The sequence below is a fragment of the Streptomyces sp. NPDC101151 genome (assembly GCF_044768335.1).
Taxonomy (GTDB): Bacteria; Actinomycetota; Actinomycetes; order Streptomycetales; family Streptomycetaceae; genus Streptomyces.
The window spans coordinates 1-14,240 of sequence record NZ_JBIWPP010000006.1 but is presented as its reverse complement, the minus strand read 5'-3'; the positions used below and the strand labels follow the sequence as shown (position 1 = coordinate 14,240).

Sequence of the window (14,240 nt, the reverse complement as noted above, 5' to 3'; positions counted from 1 at the left end):
CCGCCCGCGGGCCGGCTTGTCGGTGGCGGTCGATAAAGTCGCAGGCATGGCACGGATTGCGGTGATCGGCGCCGGGATGGGCGCGATGGCGGCCGCTGCCCGGCTGGCCGTCGCGGGCCACCGGGTGGCGGTGTACGAGCGTACGGAGACGTACGGCGGTGCGGTGCGCCGTTTCGAGCGGGACGGGTTCGCCTTCGACACCGGTCCCGGTCTGCTGCCGCTGCCCGCCGTGTACCGCGATCTGTTCGTCAAGACCGGCAAGGAGCCCCTGGAGGACTGCGTCGAGCTGGTCCAGGTCGACCCGGCCTCCCGGCACGTCTTCGCGGACGGCACGCAGGTGTCCCTGCCGAACGCCTCGCGCGCGGGTGTCGTCGCGGCGCTGGACGAGGCGCTGGGTGCCGGGGCCGGGCAGCGCTGGGGCGACTTCCTGGTCCGGGCGCGCGAGGCCTGGGACCGTACACGCCGGCCGCTGCTGGAGGAGCCCCTGTGGCCGGACTGGCAGGTGCTCGCGGAGCGGGAGCCGTATCCGGCCGTCCCGCACAAGCGTCTGCTGCGCACACGGCGGGCGAGCACGCCGGCCGAGATCGGGGCGTGGGAATTGCGGGACGAGCGTCTGGCAGCCCTGCTGGAGAGCCAGGTGCTCGCGTACGGCCTCGATCCCCGGACGGCTCCGGCGAGCGCGGCTGTACTGCCGTACATGGAGCACGCCTTCGGCACGTGGTACGTACGTGGCGGCATACGCGAGCTGGCGCGCGCGGTGTACGAGCGGTGCGTGCGGCGGAGGGTCGAGTTCTTCTTCGGCGCCGAGGTCACCCGGATCCTGGAGAAGGACGGCCGGGCGGTGGGTGTGGAGCTGGCTGGGGGCACCTCCCAGGCTTTCGGCTCTGGGGGAAGGACGGTGGCCGAGGCGGACCATGTCGTGGCGGATCTGGACCCGGCACGGCTGCGGGCCCTGACGGAGCATCCGCTGGACGAGGACGGTGATGTGCGGGCCGACCCCGTGTCACCCCCGCCCGCGCGGTTCGTTCTCCTGCTGGCCCTGCGGGGCGGGCGGGAGGCCGGAGCCGCGCACCGGACGGTCGTGCACCCACGAGCCCCCGAGTCCGAGCTGGACTTCCTGGTCTCACCCGGCGGCGACGAACCCGTGTGTCCCACCGTCACCGTGCTGCGCCCCGACGATCCCGCGCTCAGACCGGACGACGCGCACGAGTCCGTGGTGGTGTCCGCAGTGGTGTCGACCGAAGCCTCCTGGGAGGAGGAGGGGACCGTCCGGACCTACACGGACTTCCTCCTCGATGCCGCCGAGCGCGCGGTACCCGGGCTGCGGGACCGCCTTCTGTGGCACGAGGTGCGCGCGCCCCTGCACACGGAAAGTGAAACGGGCGCCCTCTTCGGGGCCGTGCCCGCCCCCGCACTCGCCGCCGGCCGGGGCCGCTACCTGCATCCGGCGAACACGACGCGCCTGCCCGGTCTGTACCGAGTGGGCGGCTGGTCCCACCCCGGTGGCGGCCTCCCGCACGCCGGCATGTCGGGTGCGCTGGTGGCCGGGCTGATCGTGGAGGGTCCGCAGTTCCGCGGCTCCCAGTGAGCGGAGCCGGGCTTCAGAAACGGTACTGCTCGTCGTACCCGGCCCCCGGCTGCGGCTGCGGCTGCTGCTGCTCATGGCCCTGGTACGGGTACGGCTGCTCCTGCGGAAGCTCGCCGCCGTAGGTCTCGTCGCTGCGCTGCTGCGGGACCCAGACTCCGCCGGACGGGGTCTCGCCGTAACCTCCGGTGGCGTACGCGTCCTGGCCGTAGGCCTGCTGGCCGTACTGCTGCTGGCCGTAGCCGGGGTCGTACGAGGTGCCGCCGTAGGACTGGGTGCCGATGTACGGGTCGGAGTAGTTGGCGTAGCCCTGCTGCTGGGCGCCGGTGTCGTAGCCGTACCCCTGCTGGGCGTAGCCCGAGTAGTCGTAGGCGTAGGTCTGGTCGGCGCCCTGGGGCTGGGCGGCGCCCGCGTAGGCCGTGTCGCCGTAGATGCCGTAGGAGCCGGTGTCGTCGGGGAGGGGCTGCGGCTCGTAGACGGCGGTGGTCTCGGCGGCGGCCTCGGGAGAGCGGGCCGGGGTGAAGACGTCGTCACGGTCGTAGCCGTCGTCGCCGTAGGCGAGCTGGTCGGGGCCGTAGTCGGCGTCCCGGTCGTCGCCCTCGGCGGCCTCCAGGTCGGAGACCTCGAGGCTCGGGTCGTGGCGGTCCGCCTTGCCGCGGCGGCGCTTGCTGCCGCCGCCCTCGGCCTCGGTCTCGGGACGCTTGACCGCCCAGCCGGAGGCGAAGCCGCGCCGGAAGGACAGGGTGACGTAGGTCTGGCCGATCGCGAAGGCGATCGCGCCCAGGCCGATCACGACGACGGACGGCATCAGCACGCCGAGCACGACGCCGAGGAAGCCGACGAAGGCGAGCAGCCGCCAGCGCAGCCGTGCCTTGTACTGCAGCAGCACCTCGCCGAGCAACCACAGTGCGACGATGCCGAACGCGATGTAGAGGACCGTCCAGCCCATGTACGCCCCTCTCCCAGTAACCGCTACGCAGTGTGTCGTATCGCGGTGCGGCCGGTCTAGGCCTGCGGGGGGTGGTGCAGACCCAGGTTCTCGTAGATTTCCAGCGTCGCCGTGGAGTTGTTGAGCGTGATGAAGTGCAGTCCGGGCACTCCCTCGGCCAGCAGCCGTGCGCAGAACTCCGTGGCGAACTCGATGCCAATGGAGCGTACCGCCGCCGGATCGTCCTTGGCTGTGAGGATCCGCTCTTTCAGGGCGTCCGGGAAGTGCGCATTGCTGAGTTTGGGCAACCGTTCCAGCATCTTCACGCTGGTGACAGGCAAGACCTCTGGAATGACAGGAGTGTCGCAGCCGGCCGCCGCCACCCGGTCGCGCAGGCGCAGGTACGACTCCGGCTGGAAGAACATCTGCGTGATGGCGTAGTCGGCGCCCGCACGGCACTTGTCGACGAAGTGGGCGACATCGGTGTCCCAGTCCGCGGACCGCGGGTGCATCTCCGGGAACGCGGCGACGCCCACGCAGAAGTCGCCCGACTCCTTGATGAGCCGGACGAGCTCGGCCGCGTACGCCAGGCCCCGCGGGTGCGGGACCCAGTCGCCCATCGGGTCGCCGGGCGGGTCGCCGCGCACGGCGAGCATGTTGCGGATGCCCGCGTCCGCGTACTGGCCGATGATGTTGCGCAGCTCGGCGATGGAGTGGTCGACCGCGGTGAGGTGGGCGACGGGGGTGAGCGTCGTGTCGACGACGATCTGCTGGGTCTCCTTGACCGTGGTCGCGCGCGTGGAACCGCCCGCGCCGTAGGTGACGGAGACGAAGTCGGGGGCCATGGCCTCGACCCTCCGCAGCGCGTTCCACAGGTTCCGCTCGCCCTGGGGCGTCTTCGGCGCGTAGAACTCGAACGAGTACGTCGTCTTGCCGGTGGCGAGGATGTCGCGCACAGTGCGTGCGCGATCAGTCCTGGTGGATGCGGTTCCGAGGGCCATACCCGCAGGTTAGCCACGGGTGGGCGGTCTCCCAACCGGGCGCCGGAAATTTGCCCGAATTGTCGCCCTCCTGTCCACCCCTTGGACAGAAACCTGGACACACGCCCTGTCGGGCGGGCCCTAGGCCTGCCGCAGCCGCTTGGTGAACTCCGCCGCGGCGGCTCCCGGATCGTCGGCCTCGGTGATCGCACGCACCACGACCACCCGGCGGGCGCCCGCGTCCAGCACCTCGTCCAGATTGCCGAGATCGATGCCGCCGATGGCGAACCAGGGGCGGTCCGTGCCCAGGGCGGCTGTGTACCGGACCAGGTCGAGGCCCGGGGCGTGCCGGCCGGGCTTGGTGGGGGTGGGCCAGCAAGGGCCGGTGCAGAAGTAGTCCACGCCCTCCTGGCCGGCGGCCGCCGCGGCCTCGGACTCGGCGTGCGTGGAGCGGCCGATCAGGACGTCGGCGCCGAGGATCGCGCGGGCCGCGGGGACCGGGAGGTCGCCCTGGCCGAGGTGGAGCACATGGGCGGAGGCGGCGTGGGCGACGTCGGCCCGGTCGTTGACCGCCAGCAGCTTGCCGTGCCGGGCGCAGGCGTCGGCGAAGACCTCGAGGTGCTCCAGCTCCTCGGCGGCCTCCATGCCCTTGTCGCGCAACTGGACGATGTCGACACCGCCGGCCAGGACCGCGTCCAGGAACTCGGCGAGGTCGCCCTGCCTCCTGCGGGCGTCCGTGCAGAGGTAGAGGCGGGCGTCGGCGAGCCTGCTGCGGGCGGTGTCGGACATACGTGTGTCCCCCCTCGGTCGGTGTCATGGGTGGGCGAGCGGGTGGCGTACGGGCCGGGGCCCGGTACGCCACCCGTGGTGCGGGTCGGTTCAGACAGCGAGCGCCTGGGCGCGGCGCTTCACCTCCGTGCCGCGATTCTCACTCAAAGCCTGCGCGGGGGTCCCGGGCAGGGTCGGGTCGGGGGTGAAGAGCCACTCGATCATCTCTTCCACCGTGAAGCCGTCGTCCCTCAGGAGCGTCAGGGTCCCGGACAGGCCCTTGACGACCTTGTCCCCGTCGATGAAGGCGGCGGGGACGTACAGCGCCCGGTTCTCACCTCGGCGTACAGCGACGAGCTGGCCCTCCTTGACCAGCTGCCGCACACGCGTCACCTCGACGTCGAGCATCTCGGCGATGTCGGGGAGGGTGAGCCAGGCGGGGACGAGAGCATCGATCTTTGCGTCAATCTCGGTCACGGAACAAGCCTGCCATCTGCCACTGACAGTCGGAAGCCAGGGCGGTCCACCTGGGAGGACGCGTCCGGGGCCGCTCCGGCGGATCATGCCGGAATCCTGACGTCCGGCACGCACATCCGCTCTGGTGAGGCACCGTGGCCCGGAGCCGGCCCGAGCCGCCGGACACGCCTAACCGGCGGTGGCGTCCTTCAAGGGCCGTGCCGGGTCGGCCAGGGCCTCCGGATCCATACGGCGGCCGGTCTCGATCAGCCGTCGCCCCTGGGCCAGGTCGCGCGGTCTGCCCACGGCCAGCAGAGCGACCAGCCGGTCCTCGCGCAGCCAGCAGACCGACCAGGCCGGGCCCGCCGGGTCGCCGCGCCACACCAGGCGGTCGGCAGCGGGGTGGTGGCCGGCGTACTGGACGAACCGGCCGAACTGCTCGGACCAGAAGTACGGCACCGGGTCGTAGATCACGGGGATCTCGCCCAGGATGTTCGCGGCGACCGTGCGCGGACCCTGCAGGGCGTTGTCCCAGTGGTGGACCAGCAGCCGCACTCCGTACCGGCCCGAGGGGAAGGAGGCGCAGTCGCCGACCGCGTACACATCCGGGGCGGACGTGCGCAGGTGGGCGTCGGCCACCACCTCGCCGTGCGCGCCCAGCTCGATGCCGGAGCCGGCCAGCCAGGCGGTGGCGGGGCGCGCACCGATACCGACCACGACGGCGCCCGCGGGCAGCCGCGCGCCGTCGGCGAGCATCACCGCGCCGGGCTCGACGCGCTCCACGCGCGCGTGGGTGCGCAGCTCGGCACCGCTGTCGGCGTACCAGGCGGTCATGGGCGCGGCGACCTCGGCGGGCAGGGCGCCGGCCAGCGGCCGGTCCGCGGCCTCGACCACGGTCACGGCACAGCCGGCCTCGCGGGCGGCCGTGGCGAACTCGGCACCGATCCAGCCGGCGCCGACGACCACGATGTCGTGCTGCCGGGCGAGCACGGGCCGCAGCCGTTCGGCGTCGTCCAGGGTGCGCAGCAGGTGCACGCCGGGCACGCCCTCGGTGCCGGGCAGCCGGATCGGTTCGGCGCCGGTGGCGAGGACCAGCACGTCGTACGGGACGGGCCCGGCCTCGGTGTCCAGCTCATGGTCGCCGGGGCGCACGCCCAGCACCTCGCAGCCGAGCCGCAGTTCGATGCCGAGCGCGTCGAAGTCGACGTCGAAGGCGGAGCCCTCGGCCTTGCCGAGCAGCACGGCCTTGGACAGCGGCGGCCGGTCGTACGGCTGGTGGGGCTCGGCGCCGATCAGCGCGACCGTGCCCGTGAAGCCCTGTTCCCGCAGGGCGACCGCGGTCTGCACCCCGGCCATGCCCGCGCCGACGACGACCACGCGCCGCCCCTGTGACGTGCCCTGCTGCGCTGTCTGCTCGCTCACCCGATCACCATAGACAACTGACAAATCGTCAGTCAGCGGGCGTGCTCAGTGACCTGTTCCACAACGCTGGTCCCGGAGCCCGGTCGCGACTCCCACTCCCAGGTCTCTTCGAGCCGCACCCGCCCGTCCGGCAGGTCCACGACCGTCGACGCGCAGTGCCCCGAGGAGGTGGTCCCGTCGTGCCCCAGCTGCACGTACCGGAAGTCCAGCCGGTCGCCCTCCCGGGTGCCGACCAGACGGCCGCGCACGACGTCGCCGCCCGCGTACTCGGCCCAGATCTCGCCGTCCTGCTCGTGGTACGCGAAGCGGGTGCGGGTACCCACCTGACCTGGGGCCTGGTCCGCGACGGGGGCCAGGATCAGTCCGTCGAGCGAGCGGGCCATGGGCAGGGGCTCCCTTACGGGTGACGAGCGCTGCGGGCTAGGGTGGCCACCGTACAAGCACTCGCGGGAGCCCGGACGCACCGGGCTGAGAGGGAGGCTGGCGGCCTCCGACCGTACGAACCTGATCCGGGTCATGCCGGCGAAGGGAGGGGCTGGACGCCCATGTCGTCACGTACGTCCGACGTCCTCGTCATCGGGGGCGGAATCATAGGCCTGGTCACGGCCTGGCGGGCCGCGCAGCGCGGGCTCGCCACGACCGTGGTGGACCCCGAGCCCGGCGGCGGGGCCGCGCGGGTCGCGGCGGGGATGCTGGCCGCCGTCACGGAACTGCACTACGGCGAGGAGACACTGCTCGCCCTGAACCTGGAGTCCGCCCGCCGCTACCCGGACTTCGCCGCCGAACTGACCGGGCTGACCGGCCACGACCTCGGCTACCGCCGCTGCGGCACGCTCGCGGTCGCCCTCGATGCCGACGACCGTGCCCACCTGCGCGAACTGCATGCGCTTCAGCAGCGTTCGGGCCTGGAGTCGGAGTGGCTGTCCGGGCGGGAGTGCCGGCGCCTGGAGCCGATGCTCGCGCCCGGGGTGCGCGGCGGGCTGCGGGTCGACGGGGACCACCAGATCGACCCGAGGCGGCTGGCGTCGGCCCTGGTGGCCGCGTGCGAGCGGTCCGGGGTGGTGTTCCACCGGTCGTGGGCCGAACGGCTCGACGTCGTGCGGGACCGGGCCGCCGGGGTCACCACGGCGGACGGCACCGTGCTTGGCGCGGGACAGGTCGTGCTCGCGGGCGGCAGCCTGAGCGGGCGTCTCACCGGCGTCCCGGACGACGTGCTGCCGCCCGTGCGGCCGGTGAAGGGGCAGGTGCTGCGGCTGACCGTGCCGCGCCGGTACTCGCCCTTCCTGAGCCGCACCGTGCGGGCCGTGGTGCGCGGCAGCCATGTCTATCTGGTGCCCCGGGAGAACGGCGAGTTGGTCGTCGGCGCGACCAGCGAGGAGCTGGGCTGGGACACGACGGTGACCGCGGGGGGCGTGTACGAGCTGCTGCGCGACGCCCATGAGCTGGTGCCGGGGCTCACCGAGCTGCCGCTCACCGAGACCCGGGCCGGACTGCGCCCCGGCTCCCCCGACAACGCCCCGCTGCTCGGCCCGTCCGGGCTCGACGGACTGCTGCTGGCCACCGGGCACTACCGCAACGGGGTGCTTCTCACACCGGTCACCGGGGATGTGATGGCAGAGGTGCTGGTCGCCGGTGAGCTGCCGGAGTACGCCCGTCCGTTCTCGCCGAAGCGCTTCGGCGACGTCCTCATGGAGCAGTCCGCATGACCATCGCCGTCACCGTCTCCGTGAACGGGGAGCGCCACCAGGTCGCCCCGGGCACCGCTCTGGACGCCCTCGTGAAGACCCTCACCGCGGCACCCTCCGGGGTGGCCGCCGCCGTCAACGAAACCGTCGTCCCGCGCGCGCAGTGGGCGACCACGGCCCTCGCCGAGGGCGACCGCGTCGAAGTCCTCACCGCCGTCCAAGGAGGCTGACCCATGGCCGACGATCCCTTCGTCCTCGGCGGTGTGCCCCTCGGCTCCCGGCTGATCATGGGTACCGGCGGCGCGCCGAGCCTGGACGTGCTGGAGCGGGCGCTGACCGCCTCCGGCACCGAGCTGACCACCGTGGCGATGCGGCGGGTCAATCCCGAGGTCCACGGCTCGGTGCTGTCGGTGCTGGAGAAGCTGGGCATCCGGGTGCTGCCGAACACGGCGGGCTGTTTCACCGCCGGGGAGGCGGTGCTGACCGCCCGGCTGGCCCGGGAGGCGCTCGGCACCGATCTGATCAAGCTGGAGGTCATCGCCGACGAGCGGACGCTGCTGCCGGATCCGGTGGAGCTGCTGGATGCGGCGGAGACGCTGGTCGACGACGGCTTCACGGTGCTGCCGTACACCAACGACGATCCGGTGCTCGCGCGGAAACTGGAGGACGTGGGCTGTGCGGCGGTGATGCCGCTGGGCTCGCCGATCGGCTCCGGGCTCGGGATCCGCAACCCGCACAACTTCCAGCTGATCGTGGAGCACGCGCGCGTGCCGGTGATCCTGGACGCGGGGGCCGGTACGGCGTCGGACGTGGCGCTGGCGATGGAGCTGGGGTGTGCCGGTGTGATGCTCGCCTCGGCCGTCACGCGGGCGCAGGAGCCCGAGACGATGGCCGCCGCCATGAAGCACGCGGTGGAGGCGGGGCGGCTGGCGCGGCTGGCCGGACGGATCCCGCGCAGGCACTTCGCGGAGGCCTCCTCCCCCGCGGAGGGGCTCGCGCACCTGGATCCCGAGCGCCCTGCCTTCTAGGCCTGCCTTCTAGGCCTGCCTTCTAGGCCTGCCTTCTGGCCCTCCCGTCCGGTCGCACAAGAGTCACAGCTCTGCTGCATTCCGTCCCCTGAACGGCCGAGCGGGCGGGAGTGTCGTTCGTCCCTCGTACACTCGCCTGCGTGGATACGACCCTTCAGGACCCCCTTGTCGGGCAGGTGCTCGACGGCCGGTATCGCGTCGAGGCGCGGATCGCGGTCGGCGGGATGGCCACGGTCTACCGGGCCCTGGACACCCGCCTGGACCGCGTTCTCGCGCTCAAGGTGATGCACCCGACCCTGGCGGCCGACGGGTCGTTCGTCGAGCGGTTCATCCGGGAGGCCAAATCGGTCGCCCGGCTGGCCCACCCCAACGTGGTGCAGGTCTTCGACCAGGGCGCCGACGGGTCGTACGTGTACCTGGCGATGGAGTACATCGCCGGGTGCACCCTGCGGGACGTGCTGCGCGAGCGGGGCGCGCTGCAGCCGCGGGCCGCGCTGGACATTCTGGAGCCCGTCCTGGCCGCGCTGGGCGCCGCGCACCGGGCCGGGTTCGTGCACCGCGACATGAAGCCCGAGAACGTGCTGATAGGGGACGACGGGCGGGTCAAGGTCGCCGACTTCGGGCTCGTGCGGTCGGTGGACACCGTGACCAGCACGACGGGTGCCGTGCTCGGGACCGTGTCGTATCTCGCGCCCGAGCAGATCGAGCAGGGCACCGCCGACCCCCGCGTCGACGTGTACGCGTGCGGCGTCGTCCTCTACGAGATGCTGACGGGCGGCAAGCCGCACTCCGGGGAGTCCCCCGCGCAGGTGCTCTACAAGCACATCCACGAGGACGTGCCCCCGCCCTCGGCGCTCGTGCCGGGGCTGCCCCACGAGCTGGACCAGCTGGTCGCCTCGGCCGCCGCGCGCACCCCGGGCCACCGCCCGCAGGACGCGGCGGCGCTGCTCGGCCAGGTGCTGCAGGCGCGGTCCGGGCTCAGGGCGGAGCAGTTGGACGCCCTGCCGCCGCAGGCGCTGTCCGCGGAGCACGACATCGCCGAGGACCGTACGAGCGTCATACCCCGCTCGCTGACCGTGCCACGGCCCCTGCCCGTCAACGAGGAGGACGAGGCCGCGGTCGTCCAGCACACCAGCCGGCTGGAGAGCCCGCCCGCCCCGCCCCGGCGGCGGCCCGCGCGGCCCCGGCGCGGGCTGATCACCCTGATCGCCGCGGTCCTGGTGGTCTTCGGTGTCGGTGCCGGCGTCTGGTACATCAACTCCGGGCAGTTCACCAAGGTCCCGCCGCTGCTGACGAAGACCGAGGCGCAGGCGCGGGCTCGGCTGAACACGGCCGGGCTCGACGTCAAGCGGGTCAAGCTCGAGTTCAACGACACGGTGAAGCGCGGCCGGGTCATCAGCACCGACCCGGCGGCCGGGGCCCGGATCCGCAGCAACGACTCCGTGACCCTCGTCATCTCCCGCGGTCCCGAGATCGTGAAGGTGCCCGATCTGCAGGGCGTCCCGCTGGGCAAGGCGCAGGCACAGCTGAAGGCCGCCGGGCTGGAGCCGGGCATGGTCAGTCGCGCGTTCAACGACAGCGTCGACAAGGGCCAGGTGATCAGCACAGACCCGGAGGCGGGCATCAAACGGCACGCGGGCTCGGCGATCGCGCTGCTGGTCAGCAAGGGCAGCCCGATCGACGTACCGGACGTCACCGGCGATGACCTGGACGACGCCAAGCAGGAACTGGAGGACGCCGGCCTGAAGGTGGCCGTCTCCGCGGAGCAGGTCAACTCCGAGTACGACAAGGGCAAGGTGGCCCGGCAGACCCCGGCGGGCGACAGGCAGGCCGCCGAGGGCGACACGGTGACGCTGACGCTGTCCAAGGGCCCGGAGATGATCGAGGTGCCGGACGTGGTCGGGGACAGCGTCGACGACGCGCACGAGGCGCTGGAGGGCGCGGGTTTCAAGGTCGACGACGACCGCGGACTGCTCGGGCTGTTCGGGGACACGGTGAAGGAGCAGTCGGTCGAGGGTGGCGAGACGGCGCCCAAGGGTTCGACGATCACGATCACCATCCGCTGACGGAAGCGCCTGCGGGAGCACGCGACGGGAGCGCTCCGGGGACATGACACCCTGAACGGGTGAGCAGTCAACATTCCGGTGCCGCCCCCGGCCCTTCCCGCAATCCCGTGGGCGGCCACGTCCCCGTGGCCGGCGGTCTGAACTCCGTGGGCCTGTCGTACGCCCGTGATCTCAAGGCGGAGACCGTACAGATCTTCGTGGCCAATCCGCGCGGCTGGGCGACGCCGGCCGGCAACCCGCGGCAGGACGAGGAGTTCCGGGCGGCCTGCGCGGCGGGGTCGATCCCCGCGTACGTGCACGCCCCCTACCTGATCAACTTCGGCTCGCACACCGAGGCGACCGTGGAGAAGTCGGTGGAGTCGCTGCGGCACTCGCTGCGGCGCGGGCGCGAGATCGGCGCGCTGGGTGTCGTCGTGCACACGGGCAGCGCGACGGGCGGCCGGGAGCGGGCGGTGGCACTGAAGCAGGTGCGGGAACATCTGCTGCCCCTGCTGGACGAGCTGACCCATGACGACGACCCGTTCCTGCTGCTGGAGTCGACCGCCGGACAGGGCGCCTCGCTGTGCTCGCGCACCTGGGACTTCGGGCCGTACTTCGAGGCCCTGGACGCCCACCCGAAGCTGGGCGTCTGCCTGGACACCTGCCACATCTTCGCCGCCGGGCACGACCTGACCGGCCCGAGCGGTATGCATCAGACCCTCGACCTGCTGGTCGACACCGTCGGCGCGGGCCGGCTGAAGCTGATTCACGCCAACGACTCCAAGGACGTGGTCGGCGCACACAAGGACCGGCACGAGAACATCGGCGCCGGGCACATCGGCGAGGATCCGTTCCGGGCGTTGATGACCCACCCCGCGACCGAGGGCGTGCCGCTGATCATCGAGACCCCCGGCGGGAAGGAGGGGCACGCGGCGGATGTGGAGCGGCTGAAGAAGCTCCGGGATTCCTGAGCCCGTCCAGAGGTGACGGGAATACCCCCAGGGGGTATACGGTTCCTCGGTGGCAGGAACCACCGCCTGACATTGGGGGACCCATGGACCACTCGGCACACGCACACCAGCACGAGCAGCACTCCGTACACGAACAGCACGACCACGAGCAGCAGGGCCACGAGCACCACCAAGACCACGCGGCCGGCGCCGGCTGGCGGACGGCCGTCCAGGCCACCCTGCACTGCCTCACCGGCTGCGCCATCGGCGAGGTGCTGGGCATGGTCATCGGCACCGCGTTCGGATGGGGCAACCTGCCGACCACGCTGCTGGCGATCGCCCTGGCCTTCTTCTTCGGCTACTCGCTCACCCTGCGCGGGGTCCTGCGGGCCGGGGTCGACTTCCCCACGGCCTTCCGGGTGGCGCTGGCCGCGGACACCCTGTCCATCGCCGTGATGGAGCTGATCGACAACGGCGTGATCATGCTCTGGCCGTCCGCGAGGGACGCCATGCTGAGCGATGCGCTGTTCTGGATCTCACTGGTGATCTCGCTCGTGCTCGCCTTCGTGGTGACCACGCCGGTCAACAAGTGGACGATCGGGCGGGGCAAGGGGCACGCGGTGGTGCACCGCTACCACCACTGAGGCACCGGTCAGAGCTCGGGACCGTCCCCGGGCTCCTCCTGGTAGGAGTAGCGCTGCTCCCTCCAGGGGTCGCCGAGGTTGTGGTAGCCGCGCTCCTCCCAGAAGCCGCGGCGGTCGGCGGTCATGTACTCCACGCCCCGCACCCACTTGGGACCCTTCCAGGCATACAGGTGGGGGACGATCAGGCGGACCGGGAAGCCGTGCTCGGCGGTGAGGAGTTCACCGTCCTTGTGGGTGGCGAACATCGAGCGGTCGGAGGCGAAGTCCGACAGCCGCAGGTTCGAGCTGAATCCGTACTCAGCCCACACCATCACATGGGTGACGTCCGGCGCCGGCGGGGCCAGGTCCAGGATCGCGCGGGCCGGGATGCCGCCCCACTCCGCGCCGACCATGCTGAACTTCGTCACACAGTGCAGATCGGCCACCACGGTGGTGTACGGCAGGGCCGTGAACTCCTCATGGTTCCAGGTGCGCTTGTCACCGTCCGCGGTCATGCCGAAGACCCGGAACTCCCAGCGCTCGGGCCGGAACTTCGGCACGGGCCCGTAGTGCGTGACCGGCCAGCCACGCTGAAGTCGCTGCCCCGGCGGAAGCTCGGACCCTGCCGCTGCCCCAGATTCGCGCTTCACCGGATGACCCATGTCTCCATCCTGACAGACCTGCGACAGTGCCCTTGACCACCTTTCCGCAAATCGGACAACTGCTATCAAGTCAGCGTGTACTTACTAAGTACGCACTTACTGGACGATCTTCTCCACCGGTGCAATCATGCGGCCGCATACCTCACCCGTCCCTCCGTGTGGAAGGAGCCGCTGCGATGCAGGGCGACCCCGAGGTCATCGAGTTCCTCAACGAGCAGCTCACCGGCGAGCTGACCGCGATCAACCAGTACTTCCTGCACGCGAAGATGCAGGAGAACCTGGGCTGGACCAAGCTCGCCAAGTACACGCGGCACGAGTCGTTCGACGAGATGAAGCACGCCGAGGTGCTGACCGACCGGATCCTGTTCCTGGAAGGGCTGCCGAACTACCAGCGACTGTTCCATGTGCGGGTGGGCCAGACCGTCAAGGAGATGTTCGAGGCCGACCGGCAGATCGAGGTCGAGGCGATCGACCGGCTCAAGCGGGGCATCAAGGTGATGCGGGAGAAGGGCGACATCACGTCCGCGAACATCTTCGAGGACATCCTCGCCGACGAGGAGAACCACATCGACTACCTCGACACCCAGCTGGAGCTGGTGGAGAAGCTCGGTGAGGCGCTGTACATCGCCCAGGTGATCGAGCAGCCGGAGAGCTAGGCGGCCTCGTCCAGGCCGGCCGGGCCGGACAGCTCCGCCAGGACCGGCATGCCCTGGTCGGCCAGCTCGCGGCGCGGGCAGGCGCCACGGCCGAGGATCGCCTGGATCCGGCGGACGCACGAGCCGCAGTCCGTGCCCGCCTTGCAGGCGGAGGCTATCTGGCGGGGGGTGCAGGCACCGTCCTCCGCATGCTTCTTCACCTGCGCTTCGGTGATGCCGAAGCAGCTGCAGACGTACACGCGGATTCACCTCCCGACGGGGTCGTTCTCTTCACTGCCGTCCCGTTGATCGGTGAGGCTAACCTAACCTTACCCATCGCGCGGGAACCGCAAAAGTGGAGTGGGGGGGGGGGGGGGGGGGGTGGGGGCCCCCCCCCCCCGGGCGGGGGGCGGCGGGGACCGCCAAGGTGGCCCGTAAAAACAGGGCCCCGGCAACGCCCGGGCCGGGGCTGG

The 14,240-nt window shown here is 71.6% G+C and carries 16 protein-coding genes and 1 riboswitch; of the genes, 8 read left to right on the top strand and 8 right to left on the bottom strand.

Going from position 1 to position 14,240, the window contains the following annotated elements:
- Positions 1-46 precede the first annotated feature (46 nt).
- The gene (locus ACIRU3_RS13300) at positions 47-1,588 is read left to right on the top strand and encodes a phytoene desaturase family protein (protein WP_404055543.1); all 1,542 of its coding nucleotides are present in this window, start codon (positions 47-49) and stop codon (positions 1,586-1,588) included.
- A 13-nt stretch (positions 1,589-1,601) separates the two neighbouring features.
- Here ACIRU3_RS13300 and ACIRU3_RS13295 read toward each other — a convergent pair whose 3' ends face one another.
- From ACIRU3_RS13295 to ACIRU3_RS13270, 6 genes are all read right to left on the bottom strand, one after another.
- Positions 1,602-2,534 carry a hypothetical protein gene (locus ACIRU3_RS13295; RefSeq protein WP_404055541.1) on the bottom strand — a complete coding sequence of 311 codons (933 nt, stop codon included), beginning with the start codon at positions 2,532-2,534 and terminating at the stop codon, positions 1,602-1,604.
- Between the two features lie 56 nt (positions 2,535-2,590).
- Positions 2,591-3,514 (bottom strand): methylenetetrahydrofolate reductase [NAD(P)H], encoded by a 924-nt coding sequence (metF, locus tag ACIRU3_RS13290; RefSeq protein ID WP_404055539.1) that lies wholly within the window; start codon positions 3,512-3,514, stop codon positions 2,591-2,593.
- Between the two features lie 120 nt (positions 3,515-3,634).
- The gene (thiE, locus tag ACIRU3_RS13285) at positions 3,635-4,282 is read right to left on the bottom strand and encodes a thiamine phosphate synthase (protein ID WP_404055537.1); all 648 of its coding nucleotides are present in this window, start codon (positions 4,280-4,282) and stop codon (positions 3,635-3,637) included.
- A 90-nt stretch (positions 4,283-4,372) separates the two neighbouring features.
- Positions 4,373-4,738, bottom strand: a complete 366-nt coding sequence (locus ACIRU3_RS13280) for an Rv2175c family DNA-binding protein (protein WP_404055535.1) — start codon at positions 4,736-4,738, stop codon at positions 4,373-4,375.
- Positions 4,739-4,906: 168 nt separating this feature from the next.
- Positions 4,907-6,139 (bottom strand): NAD(P)/FAD-dependent oxidoreductase, encoded by a 1,233-nt coding sequence (locus ACIRU3_RS13275; protein WP_404055533.1) that lies wholly within the window; start codon positions 6,137-6,139, stop codon positions 4,907-4,909.
- A gap of 32 nt (positions 6,140-6,171) precedes the next feature.
- Positions 6,172-6,522, bottom strand: a complete 351-nt coding sequence (locus tag ACIRU3_RS13270) for a hypothetical protein (protein WP_404055531.1) — start codon at positions 6,520-6,522, stop codon at positions 6,172-6,174.
- 53 nt (positions 6,523-6,575) lie between these two features.
- Positions 6,576-6,687, top strand: a riboswitch (TPP riboswitch).
- Here ACIRU3_RS13270 and thiO point away from each other — a divergent pair.
- The 6 genes from thiO to ACIRU3_RS13240 all read left to right on the top strand — a co-directional run bounded on the left by thiO (position 6,685) and on the right by ACIRU3_RS13240 (position 12,491).
- Complete coding sequence (gene thiO, locus ACIRU3_RS13265) at positions 6,685-7,845, top strand: glycine oxidase ThiO (RefSeq protein WP_404055529.1); 1,161 nt, start codon at positions 6,685-6,687, stop codon at positions 7,843-7,845. It overlaps the preceding riboswitch by 3 nt.
- Positions 7,842-8,054: a sulfur carrier protein ThiS gene (gene thiS / locus ACIRU3_RS13260; protein ID WP_404055527.1), complete on the top strand. Its 213-nt coding sequence runs from the start codon at positions 7,842-7,844 to the stop codon at positions 8,052-8,054. Before thiO ends, thiS begins: the two co-directional genes overlap by 4 nt.
- A 3-nt stretch (positions 8,055-8,057) precedes the next feature.
- Positions 8,058-8,852, top strand: coding sequence for a thiazole synthase (locus ACIRU3_RS13255; protein WP_404055525.1), 795 nt, complete (start codon positions 8,058-8,060; stop codon positions 8,850-8,852).
- Between the two features lie 140 nt (positions 8,853-8,992).
- Positions 8,993-10,918 carry a Stk1 family PASTA domain-containing Ser/Thr kinase gene (gene pknB / locus ACIRU3_RS13250; protein ID WP_404055523.1) on the top strand — a complete coding sequence of 642 codons (1,926 nt, stop codon included), beginning with the start codon at positions 8,993-8,995 and terminating at the stop codon, positions 10,916-10,918.
- A 59-nt stretch (positions 10,919-10,977) separates the two neighbouring features.
- A complete protein-coding gene (locus ACIRU3_RS13245; protein ID WP_404055521.1) occupies positions 10,978-11,868 on the top strand; it encodes a deoxyribonuclease IV in 891 nt (296 codons plus the stop codon).
- Between the two features lie 83 nt (positions 11,869-11,951).
- A complete protein-coding gene (locus ACIRU3_RS13240) occupies positions 11,952-12,491 on the top strand; it encodes a DUF4396 domain-containing protein (RefSeq protein WP_404055519.1) in 540 nt (179 codons plus the stop codon).
- 8 nt (positions 12,492-12,499) lie between these two features.
- Here ACIRU3_RS13240 and ACIRU3_RS13235 read toward each other — a convergent pair whose 3' ends face one another.
- Positions 12,500-13,132, bottom strand: coding sequence for a sulfite oxidase-like oxidoreductase (locus tag ACIRU3_RS13235; RefSeq protein ID WP_404055517.1), 633 nt, complete (start codon positions 13,130-13,132; stop codon positions 12,500-12,502).
- A gap of 176 nt (positions 13,133-13,308) precedes the next feature.
- Here ACIRU3_RS13235 and bfr point away from each other — a divergent pair, with 176 nt between their 5' ends.
- Positions 13,309-13,788: a bacterioferritin gene (bfr, locus tag ACIRU3_RS13230; RefSeq protein WP_404055516.1), complete on the top strand. Its 480-nt coding sequence runs from the start codon at positions 13,309-13,311 to the stop codon at positions 13,786-13,788.
- Here bfr and ACIRU3_RS13225 read toward each other — a convergent pair.
- Positions 13,785-14,027 carry a bacterioferritin-associated ferredoxin gene (locus ACIRU3_RS13225; protein WP_404055514.1) on the bottom strand — a complete coding sequence of 81 codons (243 nt, stop codon included), beginning with the start codon at positions 14,025-14,027 and terminating at the stop codon, positions 13,785-13,787. The genes bfr and ACIRU3_RS13225 overlap by 4 nt on opposite strands.
- Between the last annotated feature and the right edge of the window lie 213 nt (positions 14,028-14,240).

Coding starts and splice junctions, on each gene's coding strand:
- ACIRU3_RS13235 (WP_404055517.1), bottom strand. CDS start 13,132: ATGGGTCATCCGGTGAAGCGCGAATCTGGGGCAGCGGCAGGGTCCGAG.
- thiS (WP_404055527.1), top strand. CDS start 7,842: ATGACCATCGCCGTCACCGTCTCCGTGAACGGGGAGCGCCACCAGGTC.
- thiE (WP_404055537.1), bottom strand. CDS start 4,282: ATGTCCGACACCGCCCGCAGCAGGCTCGCCGACGCCCGCCTCTACCTC.
- metF (WP_404055539.1), bottom strand. CDS start 3,514: ATGGCCCTCGGAACCGCATCCACCAGGACTGATCGCGCACGCACTGTG.
- ACIRU3_RS13270 (WP_404055531.1), bottom strand. CDS start 6,522: ATGGCCCGCTCGCTCGACGGACTGATCCTGGCCCCCGTCGCGGACCAG.
- ACIRU3_RS13295 (WP_404055541.1), bottom strand. CDS start 2,534: ATGGGCTGGACGGTCCTCTACATCGCGTTCGGCATCGTCGCACTGTGG.
- thiO (WP_404055529.1), top strand. CDS start 6,685: ATGTCGTCACGTACGTCCGACGTCCTCGTCATCGGGGGCGGAATCATA.
- bfr (WP_404055516.1), top strand. CDS start 13,309: ATGCAGGGCGACCCCGAGGTCATCGAGTTCCTCAACGAGCAGCTCACC.
- ACIRU3_RS13300 (WP_404055543.1), top strand. CDS start 47: ATGGCACGGATTGCGGTGATCGGCGCCGGGATGGGCGCGATGGCGGCC.
- ACIRU3_RS13240 (WP_404055519.1), top strand. CDS start 11,952: ATGGACCACTCGGCACACGCACACCAGCACGAGCAGCACTCCGTACAC.
- ACIRU3_RS13255 (WP_404055525.1), top strand. CDS start 8,058: ATGGCCGACGATCCCTTCGTCCTCGGCGGTGTGCCCCTCGGCTCCCGG.